Annotated in this window: 13 protein-coding genes and 1 pseudogene; 9 read left to right on the forward strand and 5 right to left on the reverse strand. The window is 73.2% G+C overall.

Going from position 1 to position 15,552, the window contains the following annotated elements:
• Nucleotides 1-30: 30 nt before the first annotated feature.
• Both meaB and ACOV8S_RS14175 read right to left on the reverse strand, forming a co-directional pair.
• Nucleotides 31-987, reverse strand: coding sequence for a methylmalonyl Co-A mutase-associated GTPase MeaB (gene meaB / locus ACOV8S_RS14170; RefSeq protein WP_448318171.1), 957 nt, complete (start codon nt 985-987; stop codon nt 31-33).
• Between the two features lie 95 nt (nt 988-1,082).
• Nucleotides 1,083-2,279, reverse strand: coding sequence for an acetyl-CoA C-acetyltransferase (locus ACOV8S_RS14175; RefSeq protein WP_448318172.1), 1,197 nt, complete (start codon nt 2,277-2,279; stop codon nt 1,083-1,085).
• A 145-nt stretch (nt 2,280-2,424) separates the two neighbouring features.
• Between ACOV8S_RS14175 and mce the strand changes: the two genes are divergently transcribed.
• The 7 genes from mce (at nt 2,425) to ACOV8S_RS14210 (ending at nt 11,991) form a co-directional block, all read left to right on the forward strand.
• Nucleotides 2,425-2,865, forward strand: coding sequence for a methylmalonyl-CoA epimerase (gene mce, locus ACOV8S_RS14180; protein ID WP_351111812.1), 441 nt, complete (start codon nt 2,425-2,427; stop codon nt 2,863-2,865).
• Nucleotides 2,866-3,082: 217 nt separating this feature from the next.
• Nucleotides 3,083-6,997 (forward strand): polarized growth protein Scy, encoded by a 3,915-nt coding sequence (gene scy / locus ACOV8S_RS14185; protein WP_448318173.1) that lies wholly within the window; start codon nt 3,083-3,085, stop codon nt 6,995-6,997.
• A gap of 182 nt (nt 6,998-7,179) precedes the next feature.
• Nucleotides 7,180-8,112, forward strand: coding sequence for a cellulose-binding protein (locus ACOV8S_RS14190; protein WP_351111808.1), 933 nt, complete (start codon nt 7,180-7,182; stop codon nt 8,110-8,112).
• 143 nt (nt 8,113-8,255) lie between these two features.
• Nucleotides 8,256-9,212 (forward strand): ATP-binding cassette domain-containing protein, encoded by a 957-nt coding sequence (locus ACOV8S_RS14195; RefSeq protein ID WP_448318175.1) that lies wholly within the window; start codon nt 8,256-8,258, stop codon nt 9,210-9,212.
• A gap of 2 nt (nt 9,213-9,214) precedes the next feature.
• The gene (locus ACOV8S_RS14200) at nt 9,215-9,982 is read left to right on the forward strand and encodes an ABC transporter permease (protein ID WP_448318176.1); all 768 of its coding nucleotides are present in this window, start codon (nt 9,215-9,217) and stop codon (nt 9,980-9,982) included.
• 126 nt (nt 9,983-10,108) lie between these two features.
• Nucleotides 10,109-11,161, forward strand: coding sequence for an ABC transporter ATP-binding protein (locus ACOV8S_RS14205; RefSeq protein ID WP_448318177.1), 1,053 nt, complete (start codon nt 10,109-10,111; stop codon nt 11,159-11,161).
• Nucleotides 11,158-11,991: an ABC transporter permease gene (locus ACOV8S_RS14210; protein ID WP_448318178.1), complete on the forward strand. Its 834-nt coding sequence runs from the start codon at nt 11,158-11,160 to the stop codon at nt 11,989-11,991. The genes ACOV8S_RS14205 and ACOV8S_RS14210 overlap by 4 nt, the downstream gene beginning before the upstream one ends.
• 22 nt (nt 11,992-12,013) lie before the next feature.
• On the opposite strand, the gene ACOV8S_RS14215 is transcribed toward ACOV8S_RS14210, so the two are convergent.
• A complete protein-coding gene (locus ACOV8S_RS14215) occupies nt 12,014-12,364 on the reverse strand; it encodes an ATP/GTP-binding protein (RefSeq protein WP_448318179.1) in 351 nt (116 codons plus the stop codon).
• A gap of 254 nt (nt 12,365-12,618) precedes the next feature.
• On the opposite strand from ACOV8S_RS14215, the gene ACOV8S_RS14220 reads away from it, so the two are divergent.
• Entirely contained in the window at nt 12,619-13,647 is a 1,029-nt protein-coding gene (locus ACOV8S_RS14220) for an LLM class flavin-dependent oxidoreductase (RefSeq protein WP_448318861.1), read from the forward strand.
• Between the two features lie 97 nt (nt 13,648-13,744).
• On the opposite strand, the gene ACOV8S_RS14225 is transcribed toward ACOV8S_RS14220, so the two are convergent.
• A complete protein-coding gene (locus tag ACOV8S_RS14225) occupies nt 13,745-14,134 on the reverse strand; it encodes an SCO5389 family protein (protein ID WP_448318180.1) in 390 nt (129 codons plus the stop codon).
• Nucleotides 14,135-14,389: 255 nt separating this feature from the next.
• On the opposite strand from ACOV8S_RS14225, the gene nucS reads away from it, so the two are divergent.
• Entirely contained in the window at nt 14,390-15,061 is a 672-nt protein-coding gene (gene nucS / locus ACOV8S_RS14230) for an endonuclease NucS (protein WP_170145087.1), read from the forward strand.
• 133 nt (nt 15,062-15,194) lie between these two features.
• On the opposite strand, the pseudogene ACOV8S_RS14235 reads toward nucS, so the two are convergent.
• Nucleotides 15,195-15,552 (reverse strand): annotated as a pseudogene (locus ACOV8S_RS14235) (hypothetical protein); the annotation flags it as partial.

Below are 15,552 nucleotides of genomic sequence, written 5' to 3' on the forward strand. Positions count from 1 at the left end.
AGGAAAGCGTCCCGCGGCGGACGCCCGGGGTCAGGACGCGGTGAGGCCCGCCACCAGTTCGTCGGCGGCGCGGTACGGGTCCAGCTCGCCGGCGACGATCCGCTCGGCGAGGGCGCCGAGGCGGCGGTCGCCGTGCAGGTCCCCGATCCGCTCCCGGAGCGCGGTGACGGCGATGGTCTCCACCTCGCGCTCCGCCCGCGCGAGCCGCCGCTGCTGCAGCACCCCGCGCTCCTCCATCCACGCCCGGTGCTTCTCCAGCGCCTCGACGACCTCGTCGACGCCCTCGCCGCGCGCGGCGACGGTCTTGACGATCGGCGGCCGCCAGTCCCCCGGCTCCCGCGCCTCGCCGAGGCCGAGCATGTGGTTGAGCTCCCGGGCCGTGGCGTCCGCCCCGTCCCGGTCCGCCTTGTTGACGACGTAGACGTCGCCGATCTCCAGGATTCCGGCCTTGGCCGCCTGGATGCCGTCGCCCATGCCCGGCGCGAGCAGCACCATCGAGGTGTCGGCCTGCGAGGCGATCTCCACCTCGGACTGTCCCACGCCCACCGTCTCGACGAGGACCACGTCGCACCCGGCGGCGTCGAGCACCCGGATCGCCTGCGGCGCCGCCCAGGCGAGGCCGCCCAGGTGCCCCCGGGTGGCCATGGACCGGATGTACACGCCGGGGTCGGAGGCGTGCTCCGACATCCGCACCCGGTCTCCCAGCAGCGCGCCGCCGGAGAAGGGGGAGGACGGGTCGACCGCGAGCACGCCGACCCGCCTGCCCTGCTTGCGGTACGCCGTCACCAGCGCCGAGGTGGACGTCGACTTGCCCACGCCCGGCGATCCCGTCAGCCCGACCACGTACGCGCCGCCGGTCAGCGGCGCGAGCGCGGCCATCACCTCCCGCAGCTGCGGGGACGCCCCCTCCACCAGGGAGATCAGCCGGGCCACGGCCCGCGGCCGGCCCTCCCGCGCCTGGGCGACCAGCGAGGCGACGTCCTGCATCCAACAGCTCCGTTCAGGTGAGGGACCAACGGGATCGTAGACGGGCGGAACCTGACCGGCCCACGAAGGGGCGGGTCAGGCGCCCGAAGGGAGGGTCAGGCCTTCGGCACGCGCAGGATCAGCGCGTCGCCCTGACCGCCGCCGCCGCACAGCGCGGCCGCGCCGACGCCGCCGCCGCGCCGCTTGAGCTCCAGCGCCAGGTGCAGCACCAGCCGCGCGCCGGACATGCCGATCGGGTGACCGAGCGCGATCGCGCCGCCGTTGACGTTCACCTTTTCCGAGGAAACGCCGAGGTCCTTCATTGACTGCACGGCGACCGCCGCGAAGGCCTCGTTGATCTCGATCAGGTCGAGGTCGGCGACCTCCAGGCCGTCCTTCTTCAGCGCGTGCGCGATGGCGTTGGACGGCTGCGACTGCAGCGAGTTGTCCGGGCCGGCCACGTTGCCGTGGGCGCCGATCTCGGCGATCCACTCCAGGCCCAGCTCCTCGGCCTTGGCCCTGCTCATCACCACGACGGCGGCGGCGCCGTCGGAGATCTGCGAGGAGGAGCCGGCCGTGATGGTGCCCTCCTTGGAGAAGGCGGGGCGCAGCTTGCCGAGGGACTCCGCGGTGGTCTCCGGGCGGATGCCCTCGTCCTTGCTGAAGACCACCGGCTCGCCCTTGCGCTGCGGGATCTCGACCGGGGTGATCTCGGCGTCGAAGACGCCGTTCTTCTGCGCGGCGGCGGCCCGCTGGTGGGAGAGGGCCGCGATCTCGTCCTGCTCGGCGCGGCCGATGCCCAGGCGGGTGTTGTGCTTCTCGGTCGACTCGCCCATCGCGATGTTCTCGAAGGCGTCGGTGAGGCCGTCGTAGGCCATCGCGTCGAGCATCTGGACCGCGCCGTACTTGAAGCCCTCACGGGACTTCGGCAGCAGGTGCGGGGCGTTGGTCATCGACTCCTGGCCGCCGGCCACGACGATGTCGAACTCGCCGGCCCGGATCAGCTGGTCGGCCAGCGCGATCGCGTCGAGGCCGGAGAGGCAGACCTTGTTGATGGTGAGCGCGGGCACGTTCATCGGGATGCCCGCCTTGACGGCGGCCTGGCGCGCCGGGATCTGGCCGGCGCCGGCCTGCAGCACCTGACCCATGATCACGTACTGCACCTGGTCGCCCCCGATCCCCGCACGGTCGAGGGCGGCCTTGATGGCGAAACCGCCGAGGTCTGCGCCGGAGAAGTTCTTCAGCGAGCCCAGCAGTCGCCCCATGGGCGTGCGCGCACCCGCGACGATCACCGAGCTGTTCGTTCCGGACATGAAAGCGTCCCTTCCGGCCTGCCGGCCGTGGAATTGACGTGAGGGTTTCCTCGAATGTACTGAGCGGTAGTCGGGGCGTCACCGTGCCGCGGGTGTGATCGCGCGCACGTTGCGTAACCGCTCCGTGCACGCTGCACTGGACCGCATGCTGACGCGAATCGACCACATCGGAATCGCCTGCTTCGACCTGGATCGGACCGTGGAGTTCTACCGGGCCACGTACGGCTTCGAGGTCTTCCATTCCGAGATCAACGAGGAACAGGGGGTCCGCGAGGCCATGCTCAAGATCAACGATACGTCGGACGGCGGCGCCTCCTACCTCCAGCTCCTCGAACCCACCCGCGAGGACTCCACCGTCGCGAAGTGGCTGGCCAAGAACGGCGAGGGCGTGCACCACATCGCCTTCGGCACCGCCGACGTCGACGCGGACGCGGCGGACATCAAGGACAAGGGCGTCCGGGTCCTCTACGAGGAGCCGCGGACGGGTTCGATGGGCTCCCGGATCACCTTCCTGCACCCCAAGGACTGCCACGGAGTCCTGACAGAACTGGTCACTTCGGCCCCTTCCGAGTCCGCGGACCACTGACCTCCCCCGAAAGGGGCCGGTAGGGTGGGGGCGGTCGTCTCTTCCCGGGTCTCCGGCGGAGTGGCGACCGCGGGCCGGGGTCCGGGTATCGGGGGGCGCGCGGGCAGGCAGCAGCCCTTGCCCAGCGAGTCCGACACCACTCCCCGGGGGCCCCGTCCGACCGACTGGACGGAGCTCGTTGACACGCTTGCGACCAGGGGACGGATGGGACCGCGCTGTGCGGGGCTACGAAAGCCAGGAGCGGGAACCGGCGGATGACGTCGACCACCTGACTCGGTTCGAGGCCGAGATGAAGCGGCTGAAGACCGAGCGGGAGAAGGCGATCCAGCACGCCGAGGATCTCGGCTACCAGGTCGAGGTGCTGCGCGCCAAGCTCCACGAGGCGCGCCGCACCCTCATGTTCCGGCCCCCTTTCGAGGGCGGCGACATCGGCTACCACGCCGAACAGCTGCTGCGGAACGCCCAGATGCAGGCCGACCAGCTCCGGCAGGACGCCGAGCGCGAGCTGAGCCAGGTCCGGGCGCAGACCCAGCGGATCCTCCAGGAGCACGCCGAGCAGGCGGCCCGTCTGCAGAGCGAGCTGCACACCGAGGCGGTCACCCGCCGGCAGCAGCTCGACCAGGAACTCGCCGAGCGCCGCGCGACCGTCGAGTCGCACGTCAACGAGAACGTCGCCTGGGCCGAGCAGCTGCGCTCGCGCACCGAGCAGCAGGCCCGCCGGCTCCTCGAGGAGTCCCGTGCCGAGGCCGAGCAGGCCATGGCCGCCGCCCGCGCCGAGGCCGAGCGGCTGGTCACCGAGGCCCGCCAGCGGCTGTCCGGCGAGGCGGAGGCCGCCCGCTCGGAGGCCGACCAGATCCTGCGCCGCGCCCGCACCGACGCCGAGCGCCTGCTGAACGCCGCCTCCGCGCAGGCCCAGGAGGCCACCGAGCACGCGGAGCGGCTGCGCACCACCACCGTCGCCGAGTCCGACACGGCCCGCCGTCAGGCCACCGAGCTCAGCCGCGCCGCCGAGCAGCGGATGGCCGAGGCCGAGGAGGCCCTGCGCACCGCCCGGGCCGAGGCCGACAAGGTCGTCACGGAGGCCAAGGAGGCCGCCACCAAGGCGCTGGCCGGCGCCGAGGCCGCGCAGGAGCAGCGCATCCGCACGGCCAAGGAGCAGGTCGCCCGGCTGGTCGGCGAGGCCAACGAGGAGGCCGAGACCACCAAGGCCGAGGCCGAGCAGATCGTCGCCGCCGCCCGGGCCGAGGCGGAGAAGATCGTCGCCGAGGCCGCCGAGAAGGCCCGCGCGGCCACCGCGGAGGAGAGCGCCACCCAGCTCGCGCAGGCCGCCCGCACCGCCGAGGAGGTCCTCACCAAGGCCTCCGAGGACGCGAAGAAGACCACCAGGGCCGCCGCCGACGAGGCCGAGCGGATCCGCACCGAGGCGGAGGCCGAGGCCGACCGGCTGCGCGCCGAGGCGCACGAGATCGCCGAGCAGCTCAAGGGCAGCGCCAAGGACGACACCGAGGAGTACCGCGCCCGCACGGTCGAGCTGCAGGAGGAGGCGCGCCGCCTGCGCGGCGAGGCCGAGCAGCTGCGTTCGGACGCGGTCGCCGAGGGCGAGCGGATCCGGCAGGAGGCCCGCAAGGAGGCCGTCCAGCAGATCGAGGAGGCCGCCAAGTCGGCCGAGGAGCTGCTCGCCAAGGCCAAGGCCGACGCCGACGACATGCGGCAGACCGCCACCGCGGACAGCGAGAAGACCCGCACCGAGGCCCTCACCCGCGCCACCGCGCTGCGCCGCCAGGCCGACGAGGCGCTGGAACGCGCCCGCGCCGAGGCGGACCGGCTCAAGGCGGAGGCCGCCGAGCGCGCCGAGGAGGTGCGCACCGAGGCCGAGGAGGCCGCCCGTGCGCTGCGCGAGGAGGCCGAGGCCGCGGCCGAGGCCCGCAGGGCGGAGGCGGCCGAGGAGCTCAACCGGCTGCGCACCGAGACCGAGGAGCGGCACGCGGCCGCCGAGGAGGCGCTGACCGAGGCCCGCGCCGAGGCCGAGCGCCTGCGCCGGGAGACCGCCGAGGAGACCGAGCGGCTGCGCACCGAGGCCGCCGAGCGGATCGCCTCGCTGCGCGCCCAGGCCGAGGAAGAGGCGGAGCGGCTGCGGACCGAGGCCGCCGGCGACGCGGCCGCCTCGCGTGCCGAGGGCGAGTCGGTAGCCGTCCGGCTGCGCACCGAGGCCGCCGCCGAGGCCGAGCGGCTGAAGACGGACGCCCAGGAGACCGCCGACCGGCTGCGCGCCGAGGCCAGGACGGCCGCCGAGCGCATCGAGACCGAGGCCGCCGAGACCCTGGCCGCCGCGCAGGAGGAGGCCGCCCGCCGCCGACGCGAGGCCGAAGAGCTCCTGGGCGCCGCCCGCGAGGAGGCCGGCCAGGAGCGCGAGCGGGCCCGCGAGCAGAGCGAGGAACTGCTCGCCTCGGCCCGCAAGCGGGTCGAGGAGGCGCAGGCCGAGGCGCTGCGTCTGGTCGAGGACGCCGAGCGCCGGTCCGGCGAGATGGTGTCGGCGGCCGAGCAGCACGCCCAGCAGGTGCGCGAGTCGGTGGCCGGGCTGCACGAGCAGGCCCAGGAGGAGATCCAGGGTCTGCGCACCGCCGCCGAGGTGGCGGCCGACCGTGCCCGCAAGGAGGCCGAGGAGGAGGCGGACCGGGTCCGCTCCGACGCCTACGCCGAGCGGGAGCGGGCCGCTGCGGACGCGAGCCGCATCCTCGGTACCGCCCGCGAGGAGTCGGACGCCGCGAAGGCGCTCGCCGAGCGCACCGTCACGGAGGCGGCGGCCGAGGCGGAGCGGCTGCGCACCGAGGCCGAGGAGAAGGCCCGCCGGGCCCGCGAGGAGGCCGCCGAGACGACGGCCGAGGCCGAGCGGACGGCGTCCCGGACGCGCGCCGAGGCCCGTGACGACGCCAACCGGATCCGCAGCGAGGCCGCGACCCAGGCGGACACCCTGATCGGCGAGGCCCGCAGCGAGGCCGAGCGGCTCACCTCCGAGACCGCCGCCGAGAGCGAGCGGCTGATCGGCGAGGCCCGCAGCGAGGCGGAACGGCTCACGTCCGAGACCGTCGCCGAGAGCGAGCGGCTGCGCGCCGAGGCCCGCAGCGAGGCCGAGCGGCTCGCCTCGGAGACGGCCGCCGAGAGCGAGCGGCTGCGCGCCGAGGCGGCGCAGACGGTGGCCACGGCGCAGGAGCGTGCCGAGCGCACCCGCGAGGAGTCCCGCCGGCTGCGCGAGAAGGCGGAGGCCGAGGCCGACCGGCTCACCGCGGCGGCCCGCGAGGAGGCCGAACGCACCCTCGACGAGGCCCGTCAGGACGCCAACAAGCGCCGCTCCGAGGCCGCCGAGCAGGTCGACGTCCTCATCTCCGAGACGGCCGCCGAGGCCGACAAGCTGCTCGCCGACGCGCAGCAGCAGGCCCTGCGGACCACCGCGGACGCGGAGGCGCAGGCCGACACCATGGTCGGCGCGGCCCGCCAGGAGGCCGACCGGCTGGTCTCCGAGGCGACGGTCGAGGGCAACTCCCTGGTGGAGAAGGCCCGCAAGGACGCCGACGAGCTGCTGGTCGGCACCCGCCGGGACGCCACGGCGATCCGCGAGCGCGCCGAGGAGCTGCGCGACCGGATCACGGCCGAGGTGGAGGAGCTGCACGAGCGGGCCCGCCGCGAGACCGCCGAGACGATGAAGTCCGCCGGCGAGCGCTGCGACGCGCTGATCAAGGCGGCCGAGGAGCAGCTGGCCAAGGCGGAGGCCAAGGCCAAGGACCTGATGGCGGAGGCGAATTCCGAGGCCGGCAAGGTCCGGATCGCCGCCGTGCGGAAGGCCGAGGAGCTGCTCAAGGGCGCCGAGCAGAAGAAGGCGTCGCTGGTCGCCGAGGCGGAGAAGATCAAGGCGGACGCCGTCGCCGAGGCCGAGCGGACGGTCGAGGAGGGCAAGCGCGAGCTCGAGGTGCTGGTGCGCCGCCGCGAGGACATCAACGCCGAGATCTCCCGTGTCCAGGACGTGCTGGAGGCGTTGGAGTCCTTCGAGGTGCCCGGCGCCGGCAAGGACACCGGCGTCAAGGCGGGGGCCTCGGCAGGGAACACCCGATCGGGTGGCAAGTCGTCCGACAACTGAGCGGTGGGTGAATTTCGGTGTCCTTGGGACGGTCCGACCGTTGTAACCCAGGTCAAGACCGGCGATTTCCACCCGAACAGGGCGGCATTCTCCCGATGAATCGGGCTTTCCGCTCGATGACACGCCGCCCGGCAGCCTAGGATTCCCTCTATCACCTCACCGGTCTCTTCGACAGGAACCCCATGAGCGACACTTCCCCCTACGGCTTCGAGCTGGTCCGGCGTGGGTACGACCGCGCTCAGGTGGACGAACGTATCTCGAAGCTCGTCTCCGACCGCGACAGCGCGCTCGCCCGCATCACCGCGCTGGAGAAGCGCATCGAGGAACTCCACCTCGAGACGCAGAACGTCCAGGCGCAGCCCGACGAGTCGGAGCCGTCCTACGCCGGCCTCGGCGCCCGCGTCGAGAAGATCCTCCGTCTCGCCGAGGAGGAGGCGAAGGACCTGCGCGAGGAGGCCCGCCGCGCCGCCGAGCAGCACCGGGAGCTCGCCGAGGCCGCCGCCCAGCAGGTCCGCAACGACGCCGAGTCGTACGCCGTGGACCGCAGGGCGAAGGCGGACGACGAGGGTCTGCGGATCGTCGAGAAGGCCAAGTCGGACGCGTCCCAGCTGCGCTCGGACGCGCAGAAGGACGCCCAGGCCAAGCGTGAGGAGGCGGATGCCCTCTTCGAGGACACCCGCGCCAAGGCCGCGCAGGCCGCCGCCGACTTCGAGACCAACCTGGCCAAGCGCCGGGAGCAGTCGGAGCGTGACCTGGCCTCGCGTCAGGCCAAGGCGGAGAAGCGCCTCGCCGAGATCGAGCACCGCGCCGAGCAGCTGCGCCTGGAGGCCGAGAAGCTGCGCACCGACGCCGAGCGCCGTGCCCGCCAGACGGTGGAGACCGCGCAGCGCCAGGCCGAGGACATCGTCGCGGACGCGAACGCCAAGGCCGACCGGATCCGTTCGGAATCCGAGCGCGAGCTGGCGGCGCTGACCAACCGTCGCGACTCGATCAACGCGCAGCTGACCAACGTGCGCGAGATGCTGGCGACCCTCACGGGCGCGGCGGTCGCGGCGGCGAGCTCCCCCGCCGACGAGGAGCCGGTCCGCACGGTCCCGGCCCAGCAGACCCGCTGACCCACGGACCGCCCCGCGGCCCGCACCCACGGCCCTGTCCGGAAGGCCCGTACCGTCCCCCGCGGTGCGGGCCTTCCGCGTGCCCGGCACGTGGCCGCGCGTTCCGCTGGCACCGCATCCCGCGCCCCCCTACGGTGGTGGCCATGATTGCGCTGGAGGGGCTCACCAAGCGGTACGGCGAGAAGGTCGCGGTGAACGACCTGACCTTCGAGGTGCGGCCGGGCATCGTCACCGGCTTCCTCGGACCCAACGGCGCCGGCAAGTCCACCACCATGCGGATGATCCTCGGCCTGGACCACCCGACCTCCGGCGCGGTCCGTATCGAGGGACGCCGCTACGCCGAGCTGCACGACCCGCTGCGGACCATAGGGGCACTGCTCGACGCGAACGCCAACCACGGCGGCCGCAGCGCCTACCACCACCTCCTGTGCCTCGCCCAGAGCAACGGCCTGCCCGAGCGGCGGGTGCACGAGGTGCTGGACGTGGTCGGGCTGACCGCCGTGGCGAGGAAGAAGTCCAAGGGGTTCTCCATGGGCATGGGGCAGCGCCTGGGCATCGCCGCCGCGCTGCTGGGCGACCCGCGGATCCTGATGTTCGACGAGCCGGTCAACGGGCTGGACCCGGAGGGCATCCACTGGATCCGCACCCTGATGCAGCGCCTGGCGTCCGAGGGCCGTACGGTCTTCGTCTCCTCGCACCTGATGAGCGAGATGGCGCTGACCGCCGAGCACCTGGTGGTGATCGGGCAGGGCCGCCTGCTGGCCGACCTGTCGATGGCGGACTTCATCGAACGCAACTCCCGTTCCTACGTCCGCGTGCGCACCCCCGAGCGGGAGCGGTTCCTGGACGTGCTGCGCTCGGCCGGCCTGACCGCCATGGAGACCGGCGGCACGCTGGAGCTCGACGGGGTGGCCTCCGAGCAGGTCGGCGAACTGGCCGCCCGGCACGGCCTGGTGCTGCACGAGCTGAGCCCGCAGCAGGCCTCGCTGGAGGAGGCGTTCATGCGGCTGACCGCGGAGTCGGTCGAGTACCACGCCCACAGCGACACTCCGGCGGCCGGCGAACGGGCGCCGTGGGGCGCCGACTGGAAGAAGGGTTGAGCATGGCCGTCGCGCAGGTCCTCCGCTCCGAGTGGACCAAGATCAGGTCGGTGTCCTCCACCGTCTGGACGCTCTCCGTCGCCCTGGTGGTGACGGTCGTCCTCGGAGTGCTCATCTCCTGGCTGACCCGCCGGGAGTACGGGACGATGCCGGCCCGGGACCGCGCCACCTTCGATCCGACCTTCATCAGTTTCGCGGGCATGAGCCTCGGCCAGCTCGCGATGATCGTCTTCGGCGTCCTGGTGGTGTCCACCGAGTACAGCACCGGCATGATCCGCACCTCGCTGGCCGCGGTGCCGCAGCGCGGCACGTTCTACGCCTCCAAGCTGGCCGTGGCGACCGTGCCGGCGTTCGTGGTGTCGCTGGTCACCGCCTTCGCCTCGTTCCTCCTCGGCCAGGCGGTGCTGGGCCCGTACCGGGTGGCGCTCGGCGACGACGGCGTGCTGCGGGCGGTGGTGGGCGGCGCGCTGTACATGACGCTGATCGCCGTCTTCTCGATGGGCGTGGCCGCGATGCTGCGTTCGCCGATGCTGGCGCTCGGCGTGCTGATGCCCTTCTTCTTCCTGCTGTCCCCGATCCTCGGCGCGGTCTCGGCGACCAAGAAGGTGGGCCAGTACCTGCCCGACCAGGCCGGTTCGCGGATCATGCAGGTGGTGACGCTCGGCGACGACGTGCCGTACGGTCCCTGGGGCGGCCTGGGGATCATGGCGTTGTGGTGCGCGGCGGCCCTCGTCGGCGGCTACCTGCTGCTCCAGCGGCGCGACGCCTAGCCGGACGCGCCGGGAATTTCCTGCCTTCACTCTGGAACCACGGGCCCCGCTGATGTTCTCCTAAACCGAATGGGGGGCACAGCGTCCCCGTCCGTTCCGACGCGGTGGCCGAACGATGGGTGAAGCATGATCGAGGCAGTTGGCCTGACCAAGCGCTACGGCGACAAGACAGCCGTGGACGACCTTTCCTTCCAGGTGCGGCCCGGCATGGTCACCGGCTTCCTCGGGCCCAACGGCTCCGGCAAGTCGACGACCATGCGGATGATCCTGGGCCTGGACACGCCCACTGCGGGCCACGTCACGGTCAACGGCTCGCCGTACCGCCGGCTGCCCAACGCCCCGCGCCACGTGGGCGCGCTGCTCGACGCCAAGGCCGTGCACGGCGGCCGGGACGCCTACCGGCACCTGCTGAGCATCGCCCAGCTCTCCGGCATCCCCGCCCACCGGGTGGACGACGTGCTGGAGCTGGTCGGCCTGTCGGAGGTGGCCGGGCGGCGCACCAAGGGCTTCTCGCTGGGCATGGGGCAGCGCCTGGGCATCGCCGCCGCGCTGCTCGGCGACCCGCAGGTGCTTCTCTTCGACGAGCCGGTCAACGGCCTCGACCCGGAGGGCATCCTCTGGGTGCGCAACCTGATGAAGTCGCTGGCCGCCGAGGGCCGTACCGTCTTCGTCTCCTCGCACCTGATGAGCGAGATGGCGCTGACCGCCGACCACCTGGTGGTGATCGCCCGGGGCCGGCTGCTCGCCGACATGAGCGTGCGCGACTTCATCGCCGCCAACTCCGCCGGTTTCGCCCGCGTCCGGGTGCCGGACACCGGCCCGCAGCAGCGCGAGACGCTCACCGCGGCGCTGACGAAGGCGGGGGCGCAGGTGCTGCCCGAGCAGGACGGGGCGCTGCGGGTGACCGGGCTGCCGCTGCCGCGGATCAGCGACGTCGCCCACGGGGCGGACGTCCGGCTGTGGGAGCTGTCCCCGCACCACGCCTCGCTGGAGGAGGCCTACATGCGGCTGACCCAGAGCATGGTCGACTACCGCTCCAGCGCCGACCCGCAGGTGGGGATGCGGCCCGCGCCGATGCCCGGACCGGCGGACGGCTGGGACCCCGATCCCGGCCCCGGGGCCCCGCTCCAGCCCGTCCACGCCGCCGACGGCCCGACGTTCAGCAAGGACTCCCGATGAGCACCGAGCACACCGAGCACACCCGGCAGATCCCGGGCCAGGCGCCCCGGACCCCCGCCTACGTCTCCCCCATCCCGATCCGGCAGGCCCACCTGGGCCACGCGCTCGCCTCGGAGTGGACCAAGATCCGCTCGGTGCGCTCCACGATGTGGACGCTCGGGGTCTTCCTGGCGCTGGTGGTCGTGCTCGGCTGCCTGATGGCGGGGCTGGTCGACGGCGACACCTACCTCAACACCCCGTACACGATGCCCGCCTTCTTCGGCCTGCTGCTGGGCCAGATGTGCCTGGTCTCGCTGGGCGTGCTGGTGGTGTCCTCGGAGTACGGCACGGGCATGATCCGCACCACCTTCACCGCCTCCCCGCAGCGGCACCGGGTGCTGGCCGCGAAGATCGTCGTGTTCTTCCTGGTGGCGTTCGTGACGGCGGCGGTGGCGATCACCGCGGTCGGCCTCTACACGCAGCTGACGGTGGACGCCCGGAGCAACCCGGCCTGGGTGCCGACGGTGTTCATGGGCGCGCTGTACGTGTCACTGATGGGCGTGCTGGCGCTGGCGATGGGGTCGATGATGCGGCACTCGGCGGGCGCCATCACCACCATGCTGGGCGTGGTGCTGCTGCCCGCGATCATGCCGGCCTTCCTGCTCTTCAACGAGAACCTGGCGGACGTCGCGCAGTTCATGAGCGACTACAACGCCATCAGCGCCCTGTCGCTGATCTTCGAGGGCGACGCGTCGACCGGTCACGGCGGCGCCCAGACGGCGCTGCTCGCCGGGCTGACGGTCGCCGCCTGCGTCGGCGCCTTCGCCGTCCAGACCAACCGGGACGTGTGAGCCGCACGCTAGGAGGCGCGGCTCAGTACCGCGGCGCGTTACGGGACCGCCGGTCGCTCGTCGACCGGCGGTCCCGTGCGTTCCAGCAGGCCTTGTGCCAGTGGCGGCGGTCGTCGACGCCGGCGTGGGAGGGCCAGGCGACCACGTGCGGGACGCCGGAGGGGATCGGCTGGTCGCAGCCCGGGCAGCGGTAGGTCTTGCCCGCCCCGCTCGCGCCGGCCACGTGCCGCACGCTCCAGTCCTCGCCCCGCCAGCTCTCCGACGACTGCCAGCCGCCGTAGCGCCCCGAGCCCTCGTCGTCGTCGCCGGCGAAGGGGCCGCCGCGTCCGTTCCCTCCGGCGGGGCCCTTGGGTCGGTTGCGGCGCGGGGACACGGTTCACCTCACGTGGACGGTCGGGCGGGGACGGGCACCAGCCTACGCGGCCCGGCCGAGGGCTCCGGGCAGGCCGCCGGAAGGCGTGCGGCCCGACCGGACACCGGCGTCCCCGCTCCACTCGGCGCCCATCGGTGACTCATTCTGCAGACAATCCGCAAATTCCTGGGCCCGGCCGTGACCTCGGCACGTGTCAGGCGGTTATGCCGCGTGGGGGAGCTCCGACTCGGGAGCCAGGAAAGCAGGAAGTGTCCATGCACGTCGGAAGTTTTGTCGTCGCCGCCCAGTTCCCGGGCCAGGGTCACGTCGAGGCGCTGCACCGCGCGGTCCGTTCCGCGGAGGTCGCCGAGGAGGCGGGGCTGGCCCAGGTGTGGCTGGCCGAGCACCATTTCGTGCCGTACGGGGTCTGCCCCTCGGCCGTGACGCTGGCCGCCACCCTGCTCGGCCGCACCCGCCGCCTGCGGGTCGGCACGGCGGTCAGCGTGCTGCCCACCACGCACCCGGTCGCCCTCGGCGAGCAGGCCGCGATGCTGCACATCACCTCCGGCGGGCGCTTCTCCCTGGGCGTGGGCCGGGGCGGTCCCTGGGTGGACCTCGAGGTCTTCGGCGCGGGCCTGGAGGCGTACGAGCAGGGGTTCCCCGACTCCCTCGACCTGCTGCTGCGCTGCCTGCGCGAGCCCACGGTCGCGGGCGACTTGGGACGCTTCCGCTTCCGCGAGGTGCCGGTGGTGCCCCGGGCGTCCGAGGCGCTGGAGGGCGGCGCCGCCCCCGAGGTGGTGGTGGCGTGCACCTCGCCGGCGACGGTGCGGATGGCCGGCGGGCGCGGGCTGCCCATGCTGCTGGGGATGCACGTCGGGGACGAGGAGAAGGCCGCGATGGTGCGCGCCTGGCAGGAGCACGCGCGGGCGGCGGGCCGGCCGGAGGACGAGATCCGCTCCGCGGCCCATGTCTCGGCCGGCGTCTGCCAGATCGCCGACCGGCCGGAGGACGCCCGGGAAACGCTGCTCAAGGCCATGCCGGGTTGGCTGAAACAGGGCCTTGCCGCCCATGTGACGGTGGACGGCCGGGTGCGCGCGATGCGCGATCCGTACGCGTACACCGAGATGCTCTGCGGGCTGCACCCGGTGGGCACGCCCCGGTGGTGCGCCGACCGGCTCGCCGCCACGGCGGAGGTCACCGGCATCCGGCGCTTCGCGCTGCTCACCGAGGGGTCGGGAGACCTCGCGGCCACCGAGGAGAACCTGCGGCGGCTCGGCGGCGAGGTGCTGCCGCGGTTGGTGTGAAGGGCCGGCCGGGCGACCCGGCCGTCGGGGAGGACGGTCCGGAGCCCCGGCGAGGGCGTGTCCGTCCTCGCCGGGGCTCCGGACGTGCCGCACGGGGTCAGCAGTCCCGCAGGTCGGGAGACTGGTTGAGCAGCTGGGCGCGCACGGAGGTGAAGCGGGCCAGCCGCTCGTCGCTCCCGTCCAGCGGGAACACCGCGACGCGGTGGCAGTTCTGGAACGCGAGGCGCACACCGAAGTGGCGCTGCAGGGCCCCCCGGATCGCGTCGCTGGCGAGCGCGCGCAGGAGCTGGCCCCGTGCCTGCTCGTCCGGCGGCGGCGTCTGGTTGTCGGCGAACGGTCCGCCGTCCACCTTGAGCTGGGCCACCAGGGAGCTGACCATCTCCCAGGCGTAGGGCAGGGAGGTCCGGACGCAGTCGACGAAAGCCGCTTCGTCGACCTCGCCTCGCTCGGCCTGTTCGAGCAGGGCCGGTGAGACGTCGAGCGACATGAGTACTCCTCTCGCACCCCCTCGGCGAAGGGGGTTGCCGGACGGGAAGGGACGTCGCGGACCGCGGACACGCTCTGTACCCGCGCCACGACCGCCCGTTCACTACGGTAGGCACGCGAACGCGCCGCGCACCAGGAGACGGCGTACTTGACCGGATTCGAATCGTCGCGCTCCGCACACAATCAGCCAGAACCGAACATGGCCCTTCGAGGGCGAATCGCGTGGACCGCCGTGGGTCGAGTAGCGTTGCCGACCATGCGTCTTGTCATCGCCCGCTGCTCCGTCGACTACGCGGGGCGCCTCACCGCTCATCTGCCGTCCGCTCCCCGCCTGATCCTGGTCAAGGCGGACGGGAGCGTCTCGATCCACGCGGACGACCGCGCCTACAAGCCGCTGAACTGGATGTCGCCGCCGTGCACCCTCAAGGAGGGCACCGGCGACGAGGCCGGCGTTTGGACGGTGATCAACAAGGGCGGCGAGAAGCTGATCATCACGATGGAGGAGATCCTCCACGACTCCTCGCACGAACTGGGCGTGGACCCTGGCCTGATCAAGGACGGCGTGGAGGCGCACCTGCAGGAGCTGCTCGCCGACCGCATCGAGACCCTGGGCGAGGGATACACGCTGATCCGCCGCGAGTACATGACGGCGATCGGCCCGGTCGACATCCTCTGCCGGGACGCCGAGGGGCGGACGGTGGCCGTCGAGATCAAGCGGCGCGGGGAGATCGACGGCGTCGAGCAGCTGACGCGCTATCTGGAGCTGCTGAACCGCGACCCGTTGCTCGCGCCGGTGCGGGGCGTGTTCGCCGCGCAGGAGATCAAGCCGCAGGCCCGGGTGCTGGCGACGGACCGGGGCATCGCCTGCCAGGTCCTCGACTACGACGGTCTGCGCGGCATCGAGGACGACAAGCTCCGCCTGTTCTGAGCGGCCCGCGGCCACCGCCGCGGCCACCTCTCCGCAGCGCCGCCCCGCCCCCGCAGAGCCGCACCGCCCCCACGGATCCTCTCCGTGGGGGCGGTGCGCGTCGCGGGCCCGGCGCCGTGCGGCCGGCGGGCCGTCAGGCCACGCTCGGGGTGACCTGCGGCTCGACGCTCGCGGACATGGTGACGGTGGGCTCGCCGGGCTGCGGGGCGCCGGCGGAGACGCTCTCGTCGGGGCCGGTCGGCGGGTCCACCGGCGGCGGCTCCTCCGTCGGCTCCTCGGTGGGCTCCTCCGTCGGCTCCTCGGTCGGGTCCTCGGTGGGGTCCTCCGTCGGGTCGTCGGGCGTGGCCGGCGGCTTGGTGGTGGGCTTCTTCGTCGGCTTGGCGGTGCTGCTGCGGCTCGGCTCCCCGTCCGGCTCCTTCTCGTCCTCGTCCTCGTCCGCCGTCGCGCCGGGGCCCGCGGTGGGGGTCGCCGGGTCGTCGGGGGTGCCGGGC

This window comes from Streptomyces sp. CO7, assembly GCF_053474865.1.